Source organism: Enterococcus sp. CR-Ec1 (genome assembly GCF_002850555.1).
In the GTDB taxonomy this organism is placed as follows: Bacteria; Bacillota; Bacilli; order Lactobacillales; family Enterococcaceae; genus Enterococcus_D; species Enterococcus_D entomosocium.
In genome coordinates, this window is the sequence record NZ_CP025223.1 from 3,742,214 (window position 1) to 3,763,062 (window position 20,849).

Annotated in this window: 19 protein-coding genes and 1 riboswitch; of the genes, 1 reads left to right on the forward strand and 18 read right to left on the reverse strand. The window is 46.7% G+C overall.

All coding sequences use genetic code 11. The annotated features are described in order from the left end of the window. Window positions 1-157 precede the first annotated feature (157 nt). From CXM95_RS17950 to CXM95_RS18020, 15 genes are all read right to left on the reverse strand, one after another. Complete coding sequence (locus tag CXM95_RS17950) at window positions 158-2,638, reverse strand: ATP-dependent Clp protease ATP-binding subunit (RefSeq protein ID WP_008381720.1); 2,481 nt, start codon at window positions 2,636-2,638, stop codon at window positions 158-160. Window positions 2,639-2,643: 5 nt separating this feature from the next. Further along, window positions 2,644-3,111: a CtsR family transcriptional regulator gene (locus CXM95_RS17955; protein ID WP_005230319.1), complete on the reverse strand. Its 468-nt coding sequence runs from the start codon at window positions 3,109-3,111 to the stop codon at window positions 2,644-2,646. Between the two features lie 223 nt (window positions 3,112-3,334). Continuing rightward, window positions 3,335-5,338 carry a Stk1 family PASTA domain-containing Ser/Thr kinase gene (pknB, locus tag CXM95_RS17960; RefSeq protein ID WP_101699564.1) on the reverse strand — a complete coding sequence of 668 codons (2,004 nt, stop codon included), beginning with the start codon at window positions 5,336-5,338 and terminating at the stop codon, window positions 3,335-3,337. Further along, window positions 5,335-6,075: a Stp1/IreP family PP2C-type Ser/Thr phosphatase gene (locus CXM95_RS17965; protein ID WP_005230317.1), complete on the reverse strand. Its 741-nt coding sequence runs from the start codon at window positions 6,073-6,075 to the stop codon at window positions 5,335-5,337. The genes pknB and CXM95_RS17965 overlap by 4 nt, the downstream gene beginning before the upstream one ends. Window positions 6,076-6,089: 14 nt before the next feature. Further along, window positions 6,090-7,448: a 16S rRNA (cytosine(967)-C(5))-methyltransferase RsmB gene (rsmB, locus tag CXM95_RS17970; protein ID WP_101699565.1), complete on the reverse strand. Its 1,359-nt coding sequence runs from the start codon at window positions 7,446-7,448 to the stop codon at window positions 6,090-6,092. Then, the gene (gene fmt / locus CXM95_RS17975; protein ID WP_101699566.1) at window positions 7,438-8,391 is read right to left on the reverse strand and encodes a methionyl-tRNA formyltransferase; all 954 of its coding nucleotides are present in this window, start codon (window positions 8,389-8,391) and stop codon (window positions 7,438-7,440) included. The genes rsmB and fmt overlap by 11 nt, the downstream gene beginning before the upstream one ends. Further along, on the reverse strand, window positions 8,384-8,875 hold the full coding sequence (gene def, locus CXM95_RS17980) for a peptide deformylase (RefSeq protein WP_005230314.1): 492 nt from the start codon (window positions 8,873-8,875) through the stop codon (window positions 8,384-8,386). The genes fmt and def overlap by 8 nt, the downstream gene beginning before the upstream one ends. A gap of 10 nt (window positions 8,876-8,885) precedes the next feature. Then, complete coding sequence (gene priA / locus CXM95_RS17985; RefSeq protein ID WP_101699567.1) at window positions 8,886-11,288, reverse strand: primosomal protein N'; 2,403 nt, start codon at window positions 11,286-11,288, stop codon at window positions 8,886-8,888. A 128-nt stretch (window positions 11,289-11,416) separates the two neighbouring features. After that, entirely contained in the window at window positions 11,417-11,722 is a 306-nt protein-coding gene (gene rpoZ / locus CXM95_RS17990) for a DNA-directed RNA polymerase subunit omega (protein ID WP_005232977.1), read from the reverse strand. A 5-nt stretch (window positions 11,723-11,727) separates the two neighbouring features. After that, window positions 11,728-12,342, reverse strand: a complete 615-nt coding sequence (gene gmk / locus CXM95_RS17995) for a guanylate kinase (RefSeq protein WP_005230308.1) — start codon at window positions 12,340-12,342, stop codon at window positions 11,728-11,730. 124 nt (window positions 12,343-12,466) lie between these two features. Then, complete coding sequence (locus CXM95_RS18000) at window positions 12,467-12,748, reverse strand: hypothetical protein (protein WP_005230307.1); 282 nt, start codon at window positions 12,746-12,748, stop codon at window positions 12,467-12,469. Between the two features lie 13 nt (window positions 12,749-12,761). Next, the gene (locus CXM95_RS18005; RefSeq protein WP_101699568.1) at window positions 12,762-13,646 is read right to left on the reverse strand and encodes a YicC/YloC family endoribonuclease; all 885 of its coding nucleotides are present in this window, start codon (window positions 13,644-13,646) and stop codon (window positions 12,762-12,764) included. Between the two features lie 27 nt (window positions 13,647-13,673). Further along, window positions 13,674-13,889 (reverse strand): YdbC family protein, encoded by a 216-nt coding sequence (locus tag CXM95_RS18010; protein WP_005230288.1) that lies wholly within the window; start codon window positions 13,887-13,889, stop codon window positions 13,674-13,676. Continuing rightward, on the reverse strand, window positions 13,882-15,546 hold the full coding sequence (locus CXM95_RS18015) for a patatin-like phospholipase family protein (RefSeq protein WP_101699569.1): 1,665 nt from the start codon (window positions 15,544-15,546) through the stop codon (window positions 13,882-13,884). Before CXM95_RS18015 ends, CXM95_RS18010 begins: the two co-directional genes overlap by 8 nt. Before the next feature lie 75 nt (window positions 15,547-15,621). Then, window positions 15,622-16,338 carry a class A sortase gene (locus CXM95_RS18020; RefSeq protein ID WP_101699570.1) on the reverse strand — a complete coding sequence of 239 codons (717 nt, stop codon included), beginning with the start codon at window positions 16,336-16,338 and terminating at the stop codon, window positions 15,622-15,624. Between the two features lie 231 nt (window positions 16,339-16,569). On the opposite strand from CXM95_RS18020, the gene CXM95_RS18025 reads away from it, so the two are divergent. Beyond that, complete coding sequence (locus CXM95_RS18025) at window positions 16,570-17,358, forward strand: hypothetical protein (protein ID WP_101699571.1); 789 nt, start codon at window positions 16,570-16,572, stop codon at window positions 17,356-17,358. 54 nt (window positions 17,359-17,412) lie between these two features. On the opposite strand, the gene thiT is transcribed toward CXM95_RS18025, so the two are convergent. From thiT to glmU, 3 genes are all read right to left on the reverse strand, one after another. Beyond that, window positions 17,413-17,985 (reverse strand): energy-coupled thiamine transporter ThiT, encoded by a 573-nt coding sequence (thiT, locus tag CXM95_RS18030; RefSeq protein ID WP_015510621.1) that lies wholly within the window; start codon window positions 17,983-17,985, stop codon window positions 17,413-17,415. Between the two features lie 52 nt (window positions 17,986-18,037). Next, window positions 18,038-18,139: riboswitch (TPP riboswitch) on the reverse strand. A 181-nt stretch (window positions 18,140-18,320) separates the two neighbouring features. Further along, on the reverse strand, window positions 18,321-19,295 hold the full coding sequence (locus CXM95_RS18035; RefSeq protein ID WP_008381705.1) for a ribose-phosphate diphosphokinase: 975 nt from the start codon (window positions 19,293-19,295) through the stop codon (window positions 18,321-18,323). Between the two features lie 116 nt (window positions 19,296-19,411). Beyond that, window positions 19,412-20,785, reverse strand: coding sequence for a bifunctional UDP-N-acetylglucosamine diphosphorylase/glucosamine-1-phosphate N-acetyltransferase GlmU (gene glmU, locus CXM95_RS18040; protein ID WP_034871957.1), 1,374 nt, complete (start codon window positions 20,783-20,785; stop codon window positions 19,412-19,414). Window positions 20,786-20,849: the final 64 nt, after the last annotated feature.

The following is a 20,849-nucleotide window of genomic DNA, read 5'->3' on the forward strand; positions in this document are numbered from 1 at the left end:
ACATAAAGCTTTTTATAAGGATATTTTTTTGTGAATCATCAATCATAATCAGTGGAGACTTCTTGATCACTACTAGACATAACAAGACAAAAAAGCGGCGTTCCTATGGATGCCGATTGCTCGACCATAGAAACGCCACTGCCGTTATTGGCTCGACTTAAACTTGTTGCAAGACCCGTGCTTGTCCCTCTTTGACATTGAGGGTAATCGATCCTTTGGAAGCACCGATCGTCACTTTGTCACCTAAATGAATTTGTCCTGATAGGAGTGCTTCACTTAAACGGTCTTCGACTTCTTTTTGCAAGGCCCGACGAATCGGCCGTGCCCCATATTCTGGATCAAAACCAGCTTTACCGATCACATCAATGGCAGATGGCGTGATCTTCAATTGGATGTCTTGGTTGCCTAATCGTTTGATGATCGCTTTGCTCATGATCTTCACGATCTCGTGGATCTCCCCTTCACCTAAGGATTGGAAGACCACTGTTTCATCCACACGGTTCAAGAACTCTGGACGGAAGGCTTTTTTCAGCTCTTCTAAGATCCGTTTTTGCATCGCTTGGTGATCTTTCGTTAAATCAGTGACATTAAACCCAACGCTTTTTTCTTCGCGGATTTGTTGGGCACCGATATTAGAGGTCATGATCAAAATCGTGTTGCGGAAATCGACCTTCCGACCTTTGGCATCCGTCAAATGACCATCATCTAGCACTTGCAAGAGGATATTGAAGACATCGGGATGGGCTTTTTCCACCTCGTCCAATAAGATGACGGAGTATGGTTTTGAACGGATTTTTTCCGTCAATTGCCCACCTTCATCGTAGCCGACATAGCCTGGCGGTGAACCGATCAAACGGCTCGTGCTGTATTTTTCCATAAATTCGGACATATCGACACGAACCAAGGCATCTTCACTACCAAACATCGCTTCTGCTAAGGCTTTGGCAAGCTCGGTTTTCCCGACACCGGTCGGGCCTAAGAACATGAAGGAACCAATTGGACGGTTCGGATCTTTCAACCCACTGCGGGCGCGGCGGATCGAACGAGCGACTGCCTTGACTGCTTCTTCTTGGCCAACTACCCGTTGATGCAAAATCTTTTCAAGATCCAACAAGCGTTCGCTTTCTTTTTTCTCCATCTGCTGCAAAGGTACGCCGGTCCATTGGGAAACGACCGTAGCAACATCTTCTGCAGTAACACTATCGGCATAGCCTGATGCTTCTTTGACTTCCATAAACGCTACTTCCGTCAGCTGTTGGGTCAATTTCTTTTCCTTGATCCGTAAACGAGCTGCTGCTTCAAAATCTTGCTGACGAATAGCGGCTTCTTTTTCTTCGATCAAGTTGGCGATCTCGTTTTGCAGATCTGCCAATTCTGAACTTTCATCGGTTTTGTCTAAACGCACTTTGGCAGCTGATTCATCCATCAAATCGATGGCTTTATCTGGTAATTGGCGCGAATTGATGTAACGCACGGACAGTTGCACAGCGGCGTGTAACGCATCATCAGAAATTTCCACCCCATGATGTTCTTCATAACGAGGACGCAAGCCCCGTAAAATTTCTTCCGCTTCTTCTGGTGTCGGTTCGTCGACTTGCACCCGGGCAAAACGGCGTTCTAATGCAGAATCTTTTTCAATGTATTTTTGGTACTCATCTAGTGTCGTGGCACCGATGGTTTGCAATTCCCCACGGGCTAAGGCTGGTTTCAGAATATTCGAGGCATCAATCGCCCCTTCTGCTCCGCCGGCCCCAATTAGTGTATGCAATTCATCAATGAATAAGATGATTTGACCATCTTGATAGATCTCATCAATGATTTTTTTCATTCGGTCTTCAAATTCCCCACGGTATTTCGTTCCGGCAACTAAAGCCCCCATGTCCAGCATCATCAAGCGTTTGTTTTGCATGTCTTCTGGGACTTCCCCATTGATGATTTTTTGGGCTAAGCCTTCGGCGATCGCGGTTTTCCCAACACCAGGTTCCCCCACGAGAACAGGGTTGTTTTTGGTCCGACGGCTAAGGATCTGGATCAGGCGTTTGACTTCTTTGGCACGACCGACAACAGGATCCAACCGTTTTTCACGGGCTAATTTGGTCAAATCACGGGCTAAGGAATCCAAGGTCGGTGTTCCTTGCTGCGCTTTGGCTTGGGCTGGACGACGACGACCAGCACTTCCGTTGGTTTTGCTTTCATTGAAGCCCATTTTTTTCTTCAAAAGCTGACGCATTTTCGCGAGACTCAAGCCGAGATTCAGCATGATTCGAGAAGCCAAAATGTCTTCGTCTCTTAATAAGCCTAATAATAGGTGTTCGGTACCAATTTGTGGTGCCCCTAAGCGTTTGGCTTCATCCCCTGCATAAGCAAATGTATGTTTTGCTCGTGGTGAATACGCGAGATAGGCGTTTTCTGGGTATTGACGGACAGTGCCATACCCTGTTAAATGTTCGATTTCTTCACGAATATCATTTTCTGTGATATTCATTTCCCGCAAGGTTTTGCCGGCAATCCCGTTTTGTTCAATGACCAATGCCAATAGAATATGTTCAGAACCTACTGCTTGGTGCTTAAAGTATTTTGCTTCTTCTTGGGCGATAGCCAAAACGGCTTTCGCGCGTTGGGTGAATAATTCATCCATCTCTTTCACTTCCTGTCTTCGTAACTTAATCGTTCTAGAATTGCATGGAGCAAATCAGCTCGTGTTCTATTTTCATAAGGAGAACGTCCTAGAACTGCTTTCGCGATGACGGTCAATAATAAGTTGCCTTCTCGCTTGGACAGGATTCCTTCCTCATAAAGTTTCTGGATTATTGCATACGCATCTTTTTCCGAGATGGTTTCATCGAATAGTTGATTCATTTCTTTTAAGTAGTGGTGGCTGTCCGTGATTTTGACTTTTTCGATCCGAATATAGCCGCCCCCGCCGCGTTTGCTTTCAACCGCATAGCCTCTTTGAACGGTGAAGCGGGTATTGATCACGTAGTTTATTTGTGAGGGCACGCAGTTGAACAAATTTGCCATTTCCGCGCGACGAATCTCAATGGTTTCACTATCTTCAAGAATTTTCTTCAAATATGCTTCAATCAAATCGGAAGTATTGTGATGACTCAATTCATTCCCTCCCTTGACTAATTCTGACCTTCATTATACCCAATTTTTGAATCCTTGGAAAGATGTACGCTTGCACAAATGGCAGGACTAAAGGAAATTTTAAAGACACCTGTGCCTCACTATAAGGTTTAGAAACAAAAACAAGCAGCTGGACGGGGAACAAAAAGAGAATTCTTTGGTCCCCGAAGGCTGCTTGGTTAATGTATTTGGTTTTAGCTAGTTTCTAATCACTTTCTGAGCTACTTTCACTCGTAGCGCTTGAATCAGAGGAATCATCTGAACTACTGCTTGGCGTCGATGAGGACGAATCATCTGGTTCAGGTCCTCTAGAGATCGTGACCGTTACAGTAGAGCCAACTTCGACGGAGGTTCCAGCACCTGGAGAGACACGGACAACATGTCCAGCTGGTACCGAGTCATTATAGCCGTCCTCTTCCTCAAAAGTTGAGTCCAATCCCGCTTCATTCAAGTCTGCTTCTGCATCGGCTTGGCTTTTCCCAACGATTCTTGGTACATTGACCATTTCCTGCCCACTGCTGACCGTCAAAGTGATGGTCGTTTGAGAAGTCACCACCGTTTCACCTGTTGCGGGTGCTTGGGCGATGATCGTGCCTGATGGTTGACTGCTGGATTGATAGTTCACTTCGATCTGTGATCGGTCGACACCGCGAGAAGTCAATGCTGCTCGTGCATCTGCCTCTGTCATGCCATAATAGTTGTCCATTGCGAAGCTATCTGGTCCGGAGCTGACCTTAAAGGTGATTTCGTCTTCTGCTGGGGAAACTTCCCGCCCTGCTGCTGGTGATTGACTGATAATATCCCCTTCATCGACATCATCTGACGACTCTAGCTCTTCTTTGATTCTGTCTTCATCAAAGCCCAAATCGATCAACTCTTTTTTGACATCATCAAAGGAGCGGCCTTCATAGTCATCAAGGGTGATTTTCTTCGTTCCGCTACTGATGTAGAGGGTCACGACGGAATTCTTTTTGACTTCATTGCCTTCTGGCGGATCGGTCTTGACGACATTGCCTGCTTCGACTTCATCGTCTTCGATTTCTTCTACCTCGTCTGCCACTTGCAAGCCAGCGGCTTCCAGTTCGGCCCGAGCGGCCGCTTCTGTCTGGCCGTTGACTTCAGGAATCGCTACATCCCCCCGACCACCGCCGAATAGGAAGTAACTGCCTATACCTAGCAGTGCGATCACCATAATGACCGGCAGCAGCAGCCAGCGTTTGCGTTTTTTCTTTTTCGGTTTCGCTGATTCTTCGGCTTGATCCGCAGCCGTTTCTGCCACGGGATCTTCCACTGGCGGCGTTTCAACTTGGGCTGCTTCTACAGGGGTCATCACTCTCGTTTCATCCATCAGGGCATGAGGTTCCCATCTCGGTTCATTGAGTCGGTCAGGTGACAATACAGTATCAAGATCCGCTCGCATTTCATCGGCAGTTTTGTACCGATCCGCCGGTTCTTTAGCGGTTGCCTTCAATACGACGTTTTCCAACGATTGCGGAACATTTTTGTCATAGATCCGAATCGAAGGGATCTCATCTTGGAAATGTTTCAAGGCGATCGTTACGGCTGATTCGCCATCAAAAGGTACTTTGCCGGTTAAAATTTCATAGAGAATGATCCCAATCGCATAAATATCTGATTGATTGGTCGCCATACTGCCTCGTGCTTGTTCTGGTGAAAGATAATGCACCGAGCCTAGCATCGAGTTGGTTTGGGTGATCGATGTTTCTGATAGGGCGATCGCGATCCCAAAATCGGTGATTTTCACCACGCCGTCTTCATTGATCAGCACATTCTGGGGCTTGAGGTCCCGGTGAATGATGCGGTGTTGATGGGCCAGCGCTACCGCTGATAAGATTTGTTGGATGATATCAACGATCTGCAAATAAGGTACTGGATAGTGCGTTTGGATATAGCGCTTGAGATCCATCCCTTTGACATATTCCATCACCAAAAACTGCATGCCGTCTTCTTCGCCGACATCATAAACGGTTACGATGTTGGGATGAACCAGCTCAGTCGCCGCCAATGCTTCTCGTTGAAAGCGCCGAATCGCACTTTGGTCGTTTTGGAAGTCAAAACGAAGCACTTTGATTGCCACTTCACGGTCTAAGATCAAGTCATGCGCCAAAAACACATTTGCCATTCCGCCGCTGCCGATATTGCCGATGATTTTGTATCGGCCGTTTATCTTCTTCCCAATTTCGATCATGGGCGCTCTCCTCCAACTTTAATCAATAATACCGTGATATTGTCGACACCGCCGCGTTCGTTGGCTTGATCGATCAATGATTGCACTGCTTCTTCCAGCACAGGGGTTTCTTGGATCGTTGCTGTGATCTCTTCATCTGAGACCATGTTGGTCAATCCGTCTGAACACAGCAGCAAATAATCCCCGTCTGCAATAAAGTGGATCGCCACATCGACTTCGACTTCGCTTGGCATGCCGATCGAGCGGGTCAAAACGTTTTTGCGAGGATGATTCAAGGCCATTTCTGCTGTGATTTGTCCTGACTTCACCAATTCATTGACCAGTGAATGGTCCTCTGTGATTTGGGTCAGCACTTGATTGCGTAAAAGATAGGCACGGCTGTCCCCGACATTGGCAATCGTAAACTGGTCGCCTAATAAGGCCACAGCAATGATCGTGGTGCCCATGCCGCTAAGTTCTTCTTGTTCTTGTCCTTTTTGGAAAATCACTTGGCTTTCTGCTTGGATTTTTTGGATCAGCCATTGGGCAGTTTTTTCACTGTCTGTCAGCTCTGTCTGTTCCCAAGCGGTGCCGATCTCACTGACTGCTTGACGGCTAGCGACATCTCCGGCCCGGTGGCCCCCCATGCCATCGGCAAGCAAAGCCAATGTCACATTGGCTTTATTTACATAGGTTGCTGCAAAATCTTGGTTTGTGTTGCGACGTTTGCCGACATCTGTTTGAAAACGAATCTCCAATTTCTTTCACCTCGTTACTTTTTGCGTAGACAACTGATAAAAAAGCCATCTGTCATAAAATCTTGCGGATAGATCGTCAACATATCCTCTTGAACCGCTTCGGCTGCCAGCGGTCCTACCGCAAGAGGCATTTGCTCAAATTCAGGATGGTCAGCGAGAAACGCTGCCACGACTTGTTGATTTTCTTCCTCTAGAATCGTACATGTGCTGTAGACCATTATACCCGATTTTTTCAAGGTTGGGGCGGCACTTTCCAAAATCTCTCGCTGAATCCGCGGCAAGCGTTGGAAATCGGCCTCCGTCTTGCTATATTTGATGTCCGGCTTACGGCGCATCAACCCTAATCCAGAACAAGGGGCATCCACTAAGATGCGATCAAATTGTTCGGGGGCAAAGGTTTGAGCCGTCTCTCGGGCATCCATCACGCGGGTTTCCACAACTGCTTCTACGCCTAAACGTTGGGCATTTTGCTGAATCAGCTTAACTTTATGGGCATGGATATCCAGTGCTGTCACTTTGCCGCCCTCTGCGGCAGACAAGAAGGCAGCGATATGGGTCGTTTTGCCTCCTGGGGCGGCGCACGCATCCAATACTTGATGGTTCCGGGCTACTTGTAAAACGGGGGCAACCAGCATCGAACTTTCATCTTGGATCGTCAGTAAGCCTTCCTTGTAGAGGGAAGAGCCCGCCATAAAGCCTTTATCAGCCACAACCCCATAAGGGGAAAGCTCACTTGGTCGTGCGTCAATGCCTTCTTCTTGTAGCCGTTCGATCGCTGCTGCTTGCGAGATGCGCTGCAGATCGATACGACCACTGGCATGATTGGGTTCAAATAGGGCATAGCCTAGCTCACTGGTTTCTTCGATCCCAATTTGTTTGACTAGTTTCTTCGTTAGCCACAGGGGCAGACTGATTTCCGTTGCTAAACGTTCCATTGGGTCTTTAATCAATGCCAAGTCTGGCACTCCCTGTCGTTGGATCGTGCGCAGCACGCCATTGACGAATTTACCCGTCCCCGGATTGCCTTTGGCTTTCGCAATATCCACGGCTTCATGAATGATGGCATGGGCGGGTACTTTATCGAGATACAGCATCTGATACAAGGAAAGCCGCAGCAGCGTTTTGACCCACGGGTCGACTTTGCGAGCATTTTTAATAAACCGGTCCAAATAATAATCCAATAAAAGCTGACGACTGATGGTGCCGTACACCAATTCAGTCAGTAAGCGACCGTCCTTGTCATTTAAACGCCCTTGATTCATCAATTCCCGCAGCAGTAGATTGGAATAAGCGCCGCCTTTTTCGATTCGCAACAACGCTTCTAGTGCCACAAAACGCACTGTATATTGTATGTCTCCAAGATTACGCTTCATAGGTACCTACCTGATCCCCTTTTTGAATCTGTTGTCCACTGCCGTTTAAGAATGCAGCAATGTCTTGTCGGCCTTTTCCAGCTGGCTGCAATTCATCGATAGCCAATACCGTGCCTTCCCCACAAGCGATCAGCAACGTTTTTTTCGTCCGTTCAATGATCGTTCCTGGTTCGGCTGTCGTCGTTTGCTCCAGCGGTGTTACTTGCCAAAGTTTCCAGCGGGTGCCATTTTGTGTCGTAAAGGCGATCGGCCATGGTCGCATGCCTCGGACTTGGTCATCGATTTGCACCGCCGTTTTCTGCCAGTCGATGGCTTCTTGTTCACGGCTGATATTCGGCGAGAAGGTTACTTTCGCTTCTTCTTGCGGAACCGGCTGCAACTCTCCTGACAAGATTTTCGGCACAGTTTCCAGCAACAAGTCTTTGCCTAATAGGCTCAACTTATCAAACATCGTCCCCACATCATCTTGTGCCGTGATCGGCAAATGAGCTTGAGCAAAAATACCGCCAGCATCCATTTTTTTGATCATTTCCATGATGGTTACACCCGTTTCTTGCTCGCCTTCCATGATGGCATAATGCACAGGTGCTCCGCCCCGGTATTTCGGTAGTAGGGACGCATGAACGTTGATAGCGCCATACTTCGGTACTTCTAGTAAAGCACTAGGTAAAAATTGGCCGAAAGCTGCCGTGATCAGCAGATCAGGTGCTAAAGCTTGAATTTGCTCCATTTCTGGTGACCCACTGATTTTTTCTGGTTGTAAAACCAACAAGCCATGCTTCAACGCCGCTTCTTTGACGGGTGTCGGAGTGATGGTTTTTTTGCGACCGACGGGACGATCCGGCTGTGTCACGACTGCTGCCACTTCATAGCCGGCTTCAAGCAAGCCTTCTAAAATTGGGACGGAAAACGCCGGGGTACCCATAAAGACGATTTTAGTCATTTTCATGTTCCTCCATATACTTTTCTAAGTCTTCTTCAGGAATGCGTTCGACGAGCTTGTCGACAAACAGCACGCCATTTAAATGATCGATCTCATGCTGCATCGCACGCGCCAAGTAGCCGAATGCTTCCACTTCCATTTCTTCTCCTTCTCGATCGAAATAGCGGACAGTGATCTCGTCTGCTCGTTTGACGGTCCCAAAGGTGTGGGGAATACTCAAGCAGCCTTCCACATCAAGGGATTCACCAGAAGAAGCGATGATCTCAGGGTTGATCATTTCAAAGCGATCGTCTTCTTCGACTTCCACGATCGCCACTTGCAGGTTTTTGCCGACTTGCGGTGCGGCAATACCGATCCCGTCATGGGCGACCATCGTTTCATAAAGGTCGTCTAGTAGCTGAACGAGCTCATCGGTAATTACTTTGACGGGTTTTGCTTGCCGACGAAGGCGTTCATCGGGGGTGATAATAATAGGATAACGCATATTTTCTCCTCTAAATAAAATTCAACGGCTCTTGGTCAATCGATACGTACAATCCTTTGCGCTGATCGATTTGACTTTGATCCAACAGACGGGTCAACAAAGCAGGTAGCTGCGGTTCATTTTTGTATTTAATGATCAATTGGTAGTAATAACGGTTTTTCACCCGCAAAATCGCACTTGGTGCCGGACCCAACAAAATACTTCGCGGTGACAGCTCCTGCTGCAGATCCCGCGCGATCGCAAACATCTTCTGAGCGGCGACTTGCTCTTCGGGATGGCTGCAGGTGATTTTGACGGTGAAATAATACGGTGGATAACCGCTTTGGTGCCGCATCCACATCTCTTTTTGATAGAAATCTTCGTAGTCTTGCGACTGCGCCAACTGGATGGCATAGTGCTCAGGGTTGAATGTTTGGATCACCACTTCGCCGGTTTTTTCCGCCCGACCTGCCCGACCACTGACCTGAGTCAGCAGCTGGAACGTCCGTTCACTCGAACGAAAATCTGGCAAGTTCAAGGCCGTATCGGCATTCAAGACCCCTACCAGCGTGATATCAGGAAAATCCAAGCCTTTGGCGATCATTTGGGTCCCCAACAAAATATCCGCTTTTTTCTCCCCAAACAAGGTCAAGATTTTTTCGTGGGCGCCTTTTTTGCGGGTGGTATCGACATCCATCCGTAAAACCCGCGCTTCGGGAAACAGTTCCTTCAACTCTTCTTCCACTTTTTGCGTGCCCGTTCCGTAATAACGAATCTTGTCTGCATTACAGTTGGGGCAACGATGGGGGATGTGTTCTTCATGTCCGCAATAATGACAGCGCATCGTTTTGGTATCCATATGGAGCGTCAAGGAGATGTCGCAATTTGGGCAAGGCAAAACATACCCACAATCGCGGCACATCACGAAGGAAGAGTAGCCGCGCCGATTCAGCAGCAAGACGATCTGTTCTTTCCGGGCCAAGCGGTCTGTGATTTTTTCCTGTAACGGACGAGAAAAAGTTTGATACTTTTTATTGGCAAATTCGGTACGCATATCCACGACTTCGATCTGCGGTAATTGCGCACTGGTTTTTGCCCGCTGATTCAATTTCAATAAGCGGTAGACTTCTTTTTGGGCCCGAGCACGAGATTCTAATGACGGCGTCGCACTGCCTAACACCACTGGACAGTGATGGTACTGGCTGCGCCAAATCGCTAAATCTCTCGCATGATAACGAGGGGCTTCATCTTGCTTGTAGGAAGCTTCGTGCTCCTCATCGACGATGATGACCCCGATGTTTTTCAACGGAGCAAAAATCGCCGAGCGGGCGCCAACCACCACCTGCGCCTCCCCACGTTCGATCTTACGCCATTCATCGTATTTTTCACCTTGGGACAAGCCGCTGTGTAAAACAGCCACTGCGTCGCCGAGACGGCTTTTAAAGCGTTCGACCATTTGCGGGGTCAAAGCGATCTCCGGTACGAGCATGATCGCAGTTTTGCCTTGTTTCAGCAATTGGGCGATCGCTTGTAGATAGACTTCTGTTTTTCCACTGCCGGTGATCCCTTCCAGTAAAAAAGTCTGCGCCTCTTGGTTATCCGCACAAGCAGTGATTTGCGCTACTGCAGCTGCCTGTTCTTCATTTAATTCAAGGGGGACCGTTTTTTGAAATTGACGGTCTTTGTAAGGATCACGGTAGGCTTCAACTTCCGTAAAGGTCAGCCAGCCAGCTTCTTGCGCTTGGTTCAAAGCCGCAGTGGAAATCCCTTGTTCGGTAAAAAAGGAAACCGGCAAGCGGGCTTCCTCTGTCAAAATCTGTAAGATTTCCAGCTTGCGTTTGGCCCCTTTGCGCAGCTGTTGCTGGACGGCGGGGATTTCTGCTGGATCGATCTTGCGTTCAATGTAACGGGTCATTTTCGCTTTGTTTTTATTTTTCACGAGGTACTGCAGTTCAACTACTGCGGCTTCCCGCAAAGGCTTCAACTGCGGCAGCAGCCCTGCACTTTCGGCGTCTTGCCAGCTGAGGATGCCGTTTTCGGGAAAATATTCTTTGATGGGATGATTTCCTTCGAGTAAAACGATCTGTTTTTGGTACTCGGCTTTCATCACACTCGGCAGCATCGTCTGCAAGCAAGTGATCTTAAAGGCAAAGGTCGTTTCCTTCATGTAGTCGGCTAATTGGAGAAGTTCTTCATTGACGACAGGCGACAAATCCAACAAACGAACGATTGGTTTTAAGGTCTGTTGCGGTTCGGCAACTTCTGAAAGCCCGACGACGAACCCTTGGATATGGCGGTCGCCTTTGCCAAATGGCACTTCGACCCGCATCCCTGTCTCAATGGCGGCTTGTAATTCTGATGGGATCAGATAAGTAAAAGGCTGATCGGTCTGCATCGTGGGAACATCCACGATCACTTCTGCTATGTACGCCATCTCTTCTCCTCCTTTTAGGTTCTATTTTACTAAATGGGCTGGGGTTTGTCTGTACCCCTTACAAAAATTTAACCATCGCCATTCAAAAGAAAAAGCCAGAACACAGGCGTGCTCTAGCTTGCTTTTGTCTATAGCTTTTGTTCGTCGCGGATACGCGCTTCTAATTCTTTTTGTTCTTGGTCTTTTTGCGCTTTGCGCTCTTCTTGTTCCATTTTCAAACGGGCCCGTTTGATTTCCGGATGCGGATCATTAACGACTAATTCCGCTTCGATTTCTTCAAGCGCTTGACCCACGCTTTTCACTGAATCAAAGTTTTCTAATGTTGCTTGCGCACCGGCATCAAGTTCATGCGCCCGTTTGCTTGCTAAGATCACTAATGAATATTTTGAGTTGACACGATCCAACAAAGAATCGATTGAAGGTTTTAACATCATATTTCTTACAGCTCCTCTAACATTTTGATATAGGTTCCGATCACTCGGTCAACGCGAAAATGTTCACTCGAAATAATTTCGCGAATTCGTTGGACTGCCTTAGGTACTTCATCATTGACAACGGCATAATCATACAAAGCCATCATTTCGATTTCTTCACGGGCGACACGCATCCGTTCATCGATCACTTCGGCAGAGTCGGTTCCTCTTCCTGTAATACGAGAGCGTAATTCTGCCAGATCAGGTGGCGTCAGAAAAATAAACACACCATCGGGAACTTTGTCTTTTACTTGTTTTGCCCCTTGCACTTCGATCTCTAAAAATACATCTTTTCCTTGATCCAGTGTTTGTTGGACATAAGATAATGGGGTGCCATAATAATTGCCGACATATTCGGCGTATTCCAGCATTTCACCGGCTTCGATCAAGGCTTCAAATTCTTCCCGCGTGCGGAAATAGTAATCGACCCCTTCCACTTCCCCCTCGCGTTTTTGACGAGTGGTCATTGAAACGGAATATTGAAAATCGTTGTCGTCACTCTCAAAAATTGCTTTGCGCACGGTCCCTTTCCCTACTCCGGAAGGTCCTGATAAAACTATAAGTAATCCTCGCTCTGACATAATGACGTCCTTTCACTGACATTTGCTTAACGTCTATTTTGCACTTTTTTTCAGCAACTTTCAAGAACTACTTTATTATAATGGGAATTTCATGAAATTGCTAGTCTACACTTCGGCTGCTTTCTTAAAAGCCCATGTTGCTTAAGGTATTGATGACCCCTGCTAATTCGTCTTTGGCAGTAATCGCTTTTTCGGTCGGATCCGTCACTTCTTGGCAATCGATACGCACGATGTACCGACGATTTAAAGAAACAGCTACGCCATCAACTAGTAGATGAAGAAAATCCGGCTCGATGGCTACGCAGGCATCTTCCCACGCAGAGAAATTCTCTTTATCAGAGGGAATACTGCGCTTGATGACATTTTTTCCGCTTAGTTCGTGAAAGGTGATATCGTAATATTTCATTGGTTCATTCCTCCTACTCGATGTTTTGAACTTGTTCTCTGATTTTTTCAATGATCGTCTTCATTTGGACGACACTGTTTTTGATTTGGATCGGACTCGATTTTGAGCCAATCGTATTGACTTCCCGGTTCATCTCTTGGATCAAGAAATCCAGCTCTCGACCTATTGGTGTCTCGGCTGCCAGCAGCTCCGTCATCGTCGTTAAATGGATACTTAAACGATCCAGTTCTTCGTGGATATCGCCGCGTTCCAATAAAATCGCCAACTCTGTCAGTAAACGATCGCGATCGACTTCTTCCCCTAGATAGGCAGTCAGTTTCTTTTCAAAGCGTTCTTGGTAGTCCGCCTCATAGAGGGTCACGAATTGTTGGAGTTCTGTCAGTTTTTCCTGCAGCTGTCGCTGGTTTTCTTGCAAGATCTGCAGAATGCCTTGCCCTTCCACCCAGCGGCTTTGGTCGATCGCTGCCAACGCTTGGTCTAATGCTTCCATCACGCCATCGGCTAAGGTGCTTTCTTCTGGCTCTTGATCAGAGATCGTTAGAAAAGCTTCATGGAGCAGGAATTGTTCCAGCAATGCTGCTTTGGGCAGCTCTGCTAGATCAAAACGGTCTTTGGCTTCGGTATCGATCTCCTGCATGAAACGTTCCAGCAGGTCCCATTGGATCTCGATCTGTTTCGTATTTGCGGTTTTTTCTTTTAACGTCACATACAATTCGATTCGTCCTCGCTGGAGGGTCTGCTTGATCGACTGCCGTAAAGCACCTTCTAGAGGATTCAATTGTTTGGGCATTCGCAGCTGCAGGTCCAAAAAGCGCTGATTGACACTTTTGATCTCAATTTCGATCTGCACATCTGGCGTTTCTGCACTGCCTTTGCCAAAACCAGTCATACTTTTCATTTGATCACTCCTCACCGTTTTGCTTTCTTACATGGAAAGCAGGGCTTTTTTAAGTTCTGCAAATTCTTCATTGGATAAGGTCACGCCTTTGCCCATCTTCTCGTGCTCTGGACCCCAATCTCTCAGATCAAATTTTGGCGGACGCCCATTCCAGCTCACCAAATTCAATTCTTTGCGCCAGCCTCTTTGATTTTCCGAAAGCACGGCGATCTCTTCAACGATTTCATAAGAAAATTTATCCATTTTCTGCTCCTTTCAAAAGATAGTGACTATACGCTGCCATCAAAGCAGTCAGCGGGTAACGCCGGCGAATCTGCTGAATGGCGGGCAGATTCAATTGCTGCGTCCGATAAAAAAAGAAAAAGCGGTTTTGCTCGGACAAGACAAAAAAACGGTCGCGATAATAACTCAGCCACTCGGTGATCGACCAGGCATCGGCTTCTTCCACTGCCTTTAGCGCAATTTTCTCAGCTAAAGCCGTTAGCATCGTTTCCTGCTCATAAATCACCGTAGGCGCTAGATACAATACTTTCGCGGTACACTCTATCAGTATACGCCCCCACTGCTCAAATGGCACATCCTGTTGATAGAATTTACGCATTTTTCTCCAAAATTCTTTTTTCTTTAGTTCCTGATAAAGCAACGGGTCTGTCTGGCGTAGCTCTTTCAAAAAGCCCCGCCATAACGGCTGAAAATCAACCGTCTTTTCAAAGGTATACCAATGGCCTTGGTATTTGCCGAACACTTTCAAGGTTTCCAAATAGCCCAAGGTCATATTATCCAGCGAACGCTGGGCATCAAAAACCAAAAAGCTGCCTAAGGACCAAGGAGACCCTAACGAAAGTTGCGCAGTTTCTTCCGTCAAAACCGTCCTTTTATTGATGCCGGGTCCTTGGACATCCACGGTGATACATTCCGTTGCCCCCTGCTGTAGAGCGACATCGATGGGCAGGTTATTGCGATAGCCGCCATCGATATAATAGGCATCATTGATTTTTTGCGCCTGCATCGCTGGATAAAATGAGGCTGATGCCAATAACCAATGCAGGTTTTCTTCTACTGCTGATGGATCAAAGGCATAAACCGTCTCCTTGAAATCTGGCAGACGAGTCGTACAGATCAGCAAATGACAAGCAGTTTGGCTGAATTTTTCTTGATCAAAGGTCTTTTGCAAAAGCTTTGCCAAGGGTTCGGTACTGGCGCCGTTGCTTTTGACCGCTTCACGGACCAGCGAGTTGGCTTGATTCATCAAATCCCGCAGTGTTTGGGCTCGTACCGAAGCAAGCGGATAGTGCAATACTTGCTCGCTGGAGATATTTGCCCATAAATCGACGGCCGCTTCAACATCGTTCATTAAAATCAAGGCACCATTCAACGCACCGACGGAAGTTCCCGTGATCCATTCAAAGGTGATGCCCCGTTCTTGCAGCGCTTGCCAAACCCCGATTTGATACGCCCCATGAGCACCGCCACCGCCTAAAACCAGCGCCGTCTGATAAGCTAGCGCTCTTTGATACCCTTGAGGGACCACCTGATACCCTTGCTGGATAAACCACTCAGCCAAGGGGGGCCGATGAGGAAGCTGCCACAAGACGGCTGCTACAAAGCGACTGCGGGCGAAGCTTTCTGTCACGGCCAGCAGTTGTTTCCAAGTAAACTCGGCGGCCGCTTCCACCAGCAGATTGGTGATAGTCAGTGTCTTTTGGTCAAAATCAAACTGCCCGGCAAGGTAAAAGCGGCCATAACGGCTGTCGATCTGCCAGCCCTGCTGCGCCATGTCGGCAAGAAATGCTCGTCGCGCTTTTGAGTGCGACTCAAAAAAGGAAAAGACGAGTCGGCTTTCTTGAAACCCTGCCCTTTGTGCAAGAAAATCGATCGAAGTCAGTTTTTTCACTTTCATCAAGACGCCTCCTTAAGCAAAAAAGAATAGACGAATGACACGCCAGCTGCCGTACCACTCGAGCTATTCTTTTGATTAAAATGTTCGTTGTGCCATGTTGAATGCTGCCAACATCTCATCCGTTGCTTCGTCGACAGGCGTTACAGATTCCAGATCACCTTGGATCACACGACGGGTGACACCGCCCATTTCCCCACAGGTGATCAGCGTGATCATTTTGCGGCCTTCTACTTCGTCAAGCAAATAAACATCGGTCGGGTCGACCCGCACAGAAGAAGTCGCAGTATACGTGTAAATATTTTCCAGATCGGTCACATAGATAGCCGCCCCGATCGCGACATCATCCAATGGTGTAAACAGGAGCTCTGGCGATTGAGCGCGATGGCTAGCTAACGCGTAATTGCCTTCCCCCATTTTTTGGGTGGGACTTAACGTACCAGCACCATACAGCAAGGCCTCGTTGGCCAAGCCTTTAAAAATCGGCAGATTGATCCCCACACTGGGAACCGCCACGCCGCCGATCACTGGCAAAGCTTTGTTGCTCAGCTGCGCCCGTAAGACTGCTTCTGAACTTGCCGGCTCCACGGCATCAAAATCAAAGGTCGCTTCCGCTTCCATATTTTTTTCGACCTCACTACGATCAATGGTGCCGACTGCGTATGCTTCACCTGTTTGTTTAATAAAATAATTTTTGATTTGATTATTAAAAATCAATGCTAAACCAATCAATAACAGCACAAGCAAAAAGAGATTGCTCAGCCAATTGAAAAGTCTGCTTTTCTTTTTTCTCATAGGTTCTCGTCTCCATTAGTTTCTTCTTTTATCATACCAAAATCCTCATAAAGACGCCAATTTTGGCCAGTTTTTTTACGAAAAGACAAGATTTGCCTTTTTTTGTCGAAAAAGGGAACTTAAAAATTGTTTTTTCTGTTATTTTGTAATATAACTTTAAACGAAAAGATACAAGCAATTTTCAGCGCTTTGTTGTAGAATGAACTTAGTAGATAGGAGGGATCGATCGGCATGTCTAACACGATTTACGTACATATTGATACAACCAGCAATGCCGTCTTGACCCGCGGGCTTGCCCCCCAAGATTTTAACAAGAGCATCGTCCATCAGCCCAAGAATTTGCTCTTGCTTGATCCTTCCAGTGATTTCGGCGAATTCGACGGTCATACGGGCTTAAAAGTGATACGCGGAATGGAAGATGTCCAACTGTTTTTTCAGCAAATCAACAAAGGTCGCATTGCCGAAGAAATGAAGTGGATCGATTTTAATGATTACGAGATGGTCAAAGAATTGACGCCTTTAGAGATCTCCGAATTGTTATATTTTGGCCACATGAAGACACACCTCCACTCCCCTTTCTTTTACAAACTGCAAAATAACTTTGTTTTCTTTGACTTAAAAGATGCACGTTCCCGCGTTTATTATCGTTACTTAGATGAATATTACCGGATCTTGGCGGATCGGATCACCCGCATCGTCTTAGAAAAAATCAATGATCGCCTCTCCTTTTTTAAAAAAGCAACACCGGTGGAAAAACTCGATTTTAATTTGCTGAAAGAGTTGCGGGGAATCATGCAAGAAGGCATCGTCTTCTGTCTGACACAAGAACAACTGATCGATAAAACTTATACGATCCCGATCTATCTGTCAGAAGATGCTGGCTTGAAAAGCACATTGGTCAATCAAAAAGAGTTAGATCAAATTGCAGTTTTGCGCTACTCAGCCAGCAAAAAAAACTGGTCGTTGGAAATTGATCAAGAATATTTGGCTTTTGGCTTTTTCGACAAAAAAATGTCTTGATGCTTCTCTTTTTCAAAGAGCATCAAGACATTTTTTATGATTTCATTTCTAAAACTAAGCTTTCGGCACAAATAATTTCGGGGCTGCCTTGACTAAGAGACCTAGGACGACCCCTACATAAACGATATTGATGATGACCGATGATCCATTGAAGATCAAGGAATACAGATACGGACTTTGTCCTGGCGGTGCGTACATTCCCCAGACAAAGACTCCAGCCCAATAATGCCAAAACCAACGGCTGATCACCGCCACGATGCCCCCTAAGACGACATACCACGTAACGGTTTTGCTGTTTTGACGGATCGCTTGTTGGATTTTATTAGCAAACAAGCCGCCCATCCCGCCAAAAGCAAAGGCAAAGGGGTATTCAAAGATGATCTGTGGAACGGTGATAAAGTTACGCATGGCGCTACCAATCAAAATATTCAGCAAGCCCCACATAAATCCCGCCGTCATTCCCGGCAGCACCCCGCGACGATACGAATACAAGACCAAGGGCACGAGCCCTAGAGACAAGTCGATACTGGAATTGGCTGTCTGGATCGGGATATACGACAAGACGACCCCGATAGCAGCAATCATCGTTCCTTCCGTCCACACTTGCAGCGACATTTTTCGTTTCAAAAAAAACTCCTCCTTTAGAATCATCACAATTCACAAAGGAGAAGTGTTAGACACTTCAACTCGTCACAATTCCTACGTTCGCATGATCGAAACAGGTACGAAGGGTTTAGAGTACTCTCATTCTCAGCCTTTGCAGACTCCCCTTTGTGATTAGATTCTATTTTATTTTGTGCTTGCGTTTCGCAAGTCACTTTCAAGAATACCATAAATTGGTGAAAAGAAACATGACTGCGATCGTTTTTTCTAAAAACATCCTGAAACTCCTCAGAAAAAAACAACCAATGAGCGGTTAAAGACCGACCATTGGCTGTTGTTCTCATGCTTATGAGGCACGATTAAATTGATAATTTTGATTCAAACAGTGGACTTACTGGTTTGTTCTCATGGATTCGTTTGATCGCTTCGCCCATCAAGGCACCAACACTGATCTCATCGATTTTTTTCGACTTACGGTCTTCTGGCAAGTAAATCGAATCTGTCACAACTAGATGCTCAATGGCCGAATCTTCGATTCGTTCCAAGGCAGGTCCTGACAAGACAGGGTGAGTACATGAGGCGTAAACACTTTTGGCACCTGCTTGTTTCAACGCATTCGCAGCCAATGTGATGGTACCAGCAGTATCGATCATATCGTCGATCAAGACACAAGTTTTGCCTTCAACATGACCAATGATATTCATGACTTCCGCTACGTTGGCTTTCGGACGACGTTTGTCGATGATCGCGATTGGTGACTTAAGAAACTCAGCTAATTTGCGGGCACGAGTCACGCCACCGTGGTCTGGTGAAACGACTACGACGTCATCGCCTTGAATGCCTCTTTCCAAGAAGTAGTTGGCGATCAATGGTGCACCCATCAAGTGGTCAACTGGGATATCAAAGAACCCTTGAATCTGTGAAGCATGCAAATCCAGTGTAACCATACGGTTCGCACCGGCTTTTTCGATCATGTTTGCTACAAGTTTTGCGGTGATTGGTTCTCTTGATCGCGCTTTGCGGTCTTGTCTTGCATAACCATAATAAGGCATTACTACATTGATCGTCTTCGCACTGGCGCGCTTCAAAGCATCGATCATGATCAGCAATTCCATTAGGTTATCGTTTACAGGGCTGCTGGTTGATTGAATCACGTAGACGTGGGCACCACGAATACTTTCTTCAATATTCACTTGGATTTCACCATCGCTAAATTGTTTGACTGAACACTTACCTAATTCAACACCTACTGCAGCTGCGATTTTTTCCGCCAAAGGACGATTTGAGTTCAGAGAAAAAATCTTCAATCTTGGATCAAAATAATGATTTGACATGAGAACCTCCACTTTCTTTGCGTTCATCTAGAAAAAAATGACTCCTTTTTACTAGAATCTTCTTCCTAATAAATAGTAGTCATTTTTCCTTAAGAAATCAAGTCATTTCGCTATTTCTAATTTAGATAAGGTAACTTTTTCGCGTAATCCGCTTTATTTTCCTGACGGGCGCGGGCAATCGCCATACTGTGTTTAGGAACATCTTTGGTGATCGTTGAGCCAGCAGCGATCATCGTTTCCTCTTCGATGGTCAAGGGTGCAACCAGATTAGACCCGGAGCCGATAAAGCAATTGTCCCCGACAGTCGTTTTAAATTTGCTCTTGCCGTCATAATTAACAAAGACTACACCGCAGCCGACGTTGATGTTTTTGCCTAAGGTTGCATCACCGACATAGGACAAGTGTCCGACTTTGGTGCCTTCACCAATCGTCGCATTTTTGATTTCCACAAAGTTACCGATATGGGCATGGGCCAAAATTTCCGCATTGGGGCGAAGGTGGGCATTGGGACCGACATCGGCGCCATCATGAATGATGCTCTCCTCGATCGTCGATGCCTTGATCGTCACTTGGTTGCCGATCTTGCTGTCTTCAATTTCAGAAGCTGCCGTAATGACACAGTCTTCTCCGATCGTCGTCTGCCCTTTGATGATCACACCGGCTTCGATCAAGGTATCTGAACCAATCACAACGCCTTCGTCGATATAAGTCGTCGCCGGGTCGATCAAGGTCACGCCGTTTTGCATGTGTTGACGGTTGATCCGCTGGCGCATCAAGCGATTGGCTTCGGCTAAGGCGATGCGGTCGTTGACTCCTAAAGATTCATGGAAATCTTCGGTTTGATAAGCAGCGATGATTTTGCCGTCTTCCTTTAAGATCTCGATAATATCAGTCAAGTAGTACTCCCCTTGGGCATTGTCCGTATCTAATTTTGCCAAGGCGTCAAATAACAATTCATTGTCAAAGCAATACGTGCCTGTATTGATTTCTTGGATCAGTGCTTCTTCGGTCGACGCATCTTTTTGCTCGACGATTTTTTCCACGATGCCGACATGATCCCGTACGATCCGGCCATAGCCCGTTGGGTCTGCCGCTTGTGCCGTCAAGATCGTTGCCGATGCATTTTTCCCTTGATGGTAATCGAACAAGTTATTCAAGGTTTCCGTCGTCAATAACGGCGTATCCCCACTAATTACTAAGGTCGTGCCTTTTTTGCCCTTTAAAAATGATTCGGCTTGAACGACAGCGTGACCGGTACCTAATTGTTCGGCTTGTAAGGCGTAATTGGTGCGATCCCCCAGTTGCTCCTTGACCATTTCCGCCCCGTGACCAACGATCGTCACGATCTCTTCAGGATTTGTTTCCACCACTCGGTTCATGATGTGCTCCACCATTGGCTTACCGCAAACCGGATGTAACACTTTATATAACTTCGATTTCATGCGCGTGCCTTTTCCAGCCGCTAAAATTATTGCAAAACGTGCGTCCACGTATTCCACTCCTATCAATCTGAACGATTTTTGTTCATTGAATTTCCTATAAACAGTTTAGCCC

Bases quoted from the DNA above. Each gene is read 5' to 3' on its own strand.
- CXM95_RS17950 (WP_008381720.1), bottom strand. From the start codon at position 2,638: ATGGATGAATTATTCACCCAACGCGCGAAAGCCGTTTTGGCTATCGCC.
- pknB (WP_101699564.1), bottom strand. From the start codon at position 5,338: ATGATCGAAATTGGGAAGAAGATAAACGGCCGATACAAAATCATCGGC.
- rsmB (WP_101699565.1), bottom strand. From the start codon at position 7,448: ATGAAGCGTAATCTTGGAGACATACAATATACAGTGCGTTTTGTGGCA.
- fmt (WP_101699566.1), bottom strand. From the start codon at position 8,391: ATGACTAAAATCGTCTTTATGGGTACCCCGGCGTTTTCCGTCCCAATT.
- def (WP_005230314.1), bottom strand. From the start codon at position 8,875: ATGCGTTATCCTATTATTATCACCCCCGATGAACGCCTTCGTCGGCAA.
- priA (WP_101699567.1), bottom strand. From the start codon at position 11,288: ATGGCGTACATAGCAGAAGTGATCGTGGATGTTCCCACGATGCAGACC.
- rpoZ (WP_005232977.1), bottom strand. From the start codon at position 11,722: ATGATGTTAAAACCTTCAATCGATTCTTTGTTGGATCGTGTCAACTCA.
- gmk (WP_005230308.1), bottom strand. From the start codon at position 12,342: ATGTCAGAGCGAGGATTACTTATAGTTTTATCAGGACCTTCCGGAGTA.
- CXM95_RS18000 (WP_005230307.1), bottom strand. From the start codon at position 12,748: ATGAAATATTACGATATCACCTTTCACGAACTAAGCGGAAAAAATGTC.
- CXM95_RS18005 (WP_101699568.1), bottom strand. From the start codon at position 13,646: ATGAAAAGTATGACTGGTTTTGGCAAAGGCAGTGCAGAAACGCCAGAT.
- CXM95_RS18010 (WP_005230288.1), bottom strand. From the start codon at position 13,889: ATGGATAAATTTTCTTATGAAATCGTTGAAGAGATCGCCGTGCTTTCG.
- CXM95_RS18015 (WP_101699569.1), bottom strand. From the start codon at position 15,546: ATGAAAGTGAAAAAACTGACTTCGATCGATTTTCTTGCACAAAGGGCA.
- CXM95_RS18020 (WP_101699570.1), bottom strand. From the start codon at position 16,338: ATGAGAAAAAAGAAAAGCAGACTTTTCAATTGGCTGAGCAATCTCTTT.
- CXM95_RS18025 (WP_101699571.1), top strand. From the start codon at position 16,570: ATGTCTAACACGATTTACGTACATATTGATACAACCAGCAATGCCGTC.
- CXM95_RS18035 (WP_008381705.1), bottom strand. From the start codon at position 19,295: ATGTCAAATCATTATTTTGATCCAAGATTGAAGATTTTTTCTCTGAAC.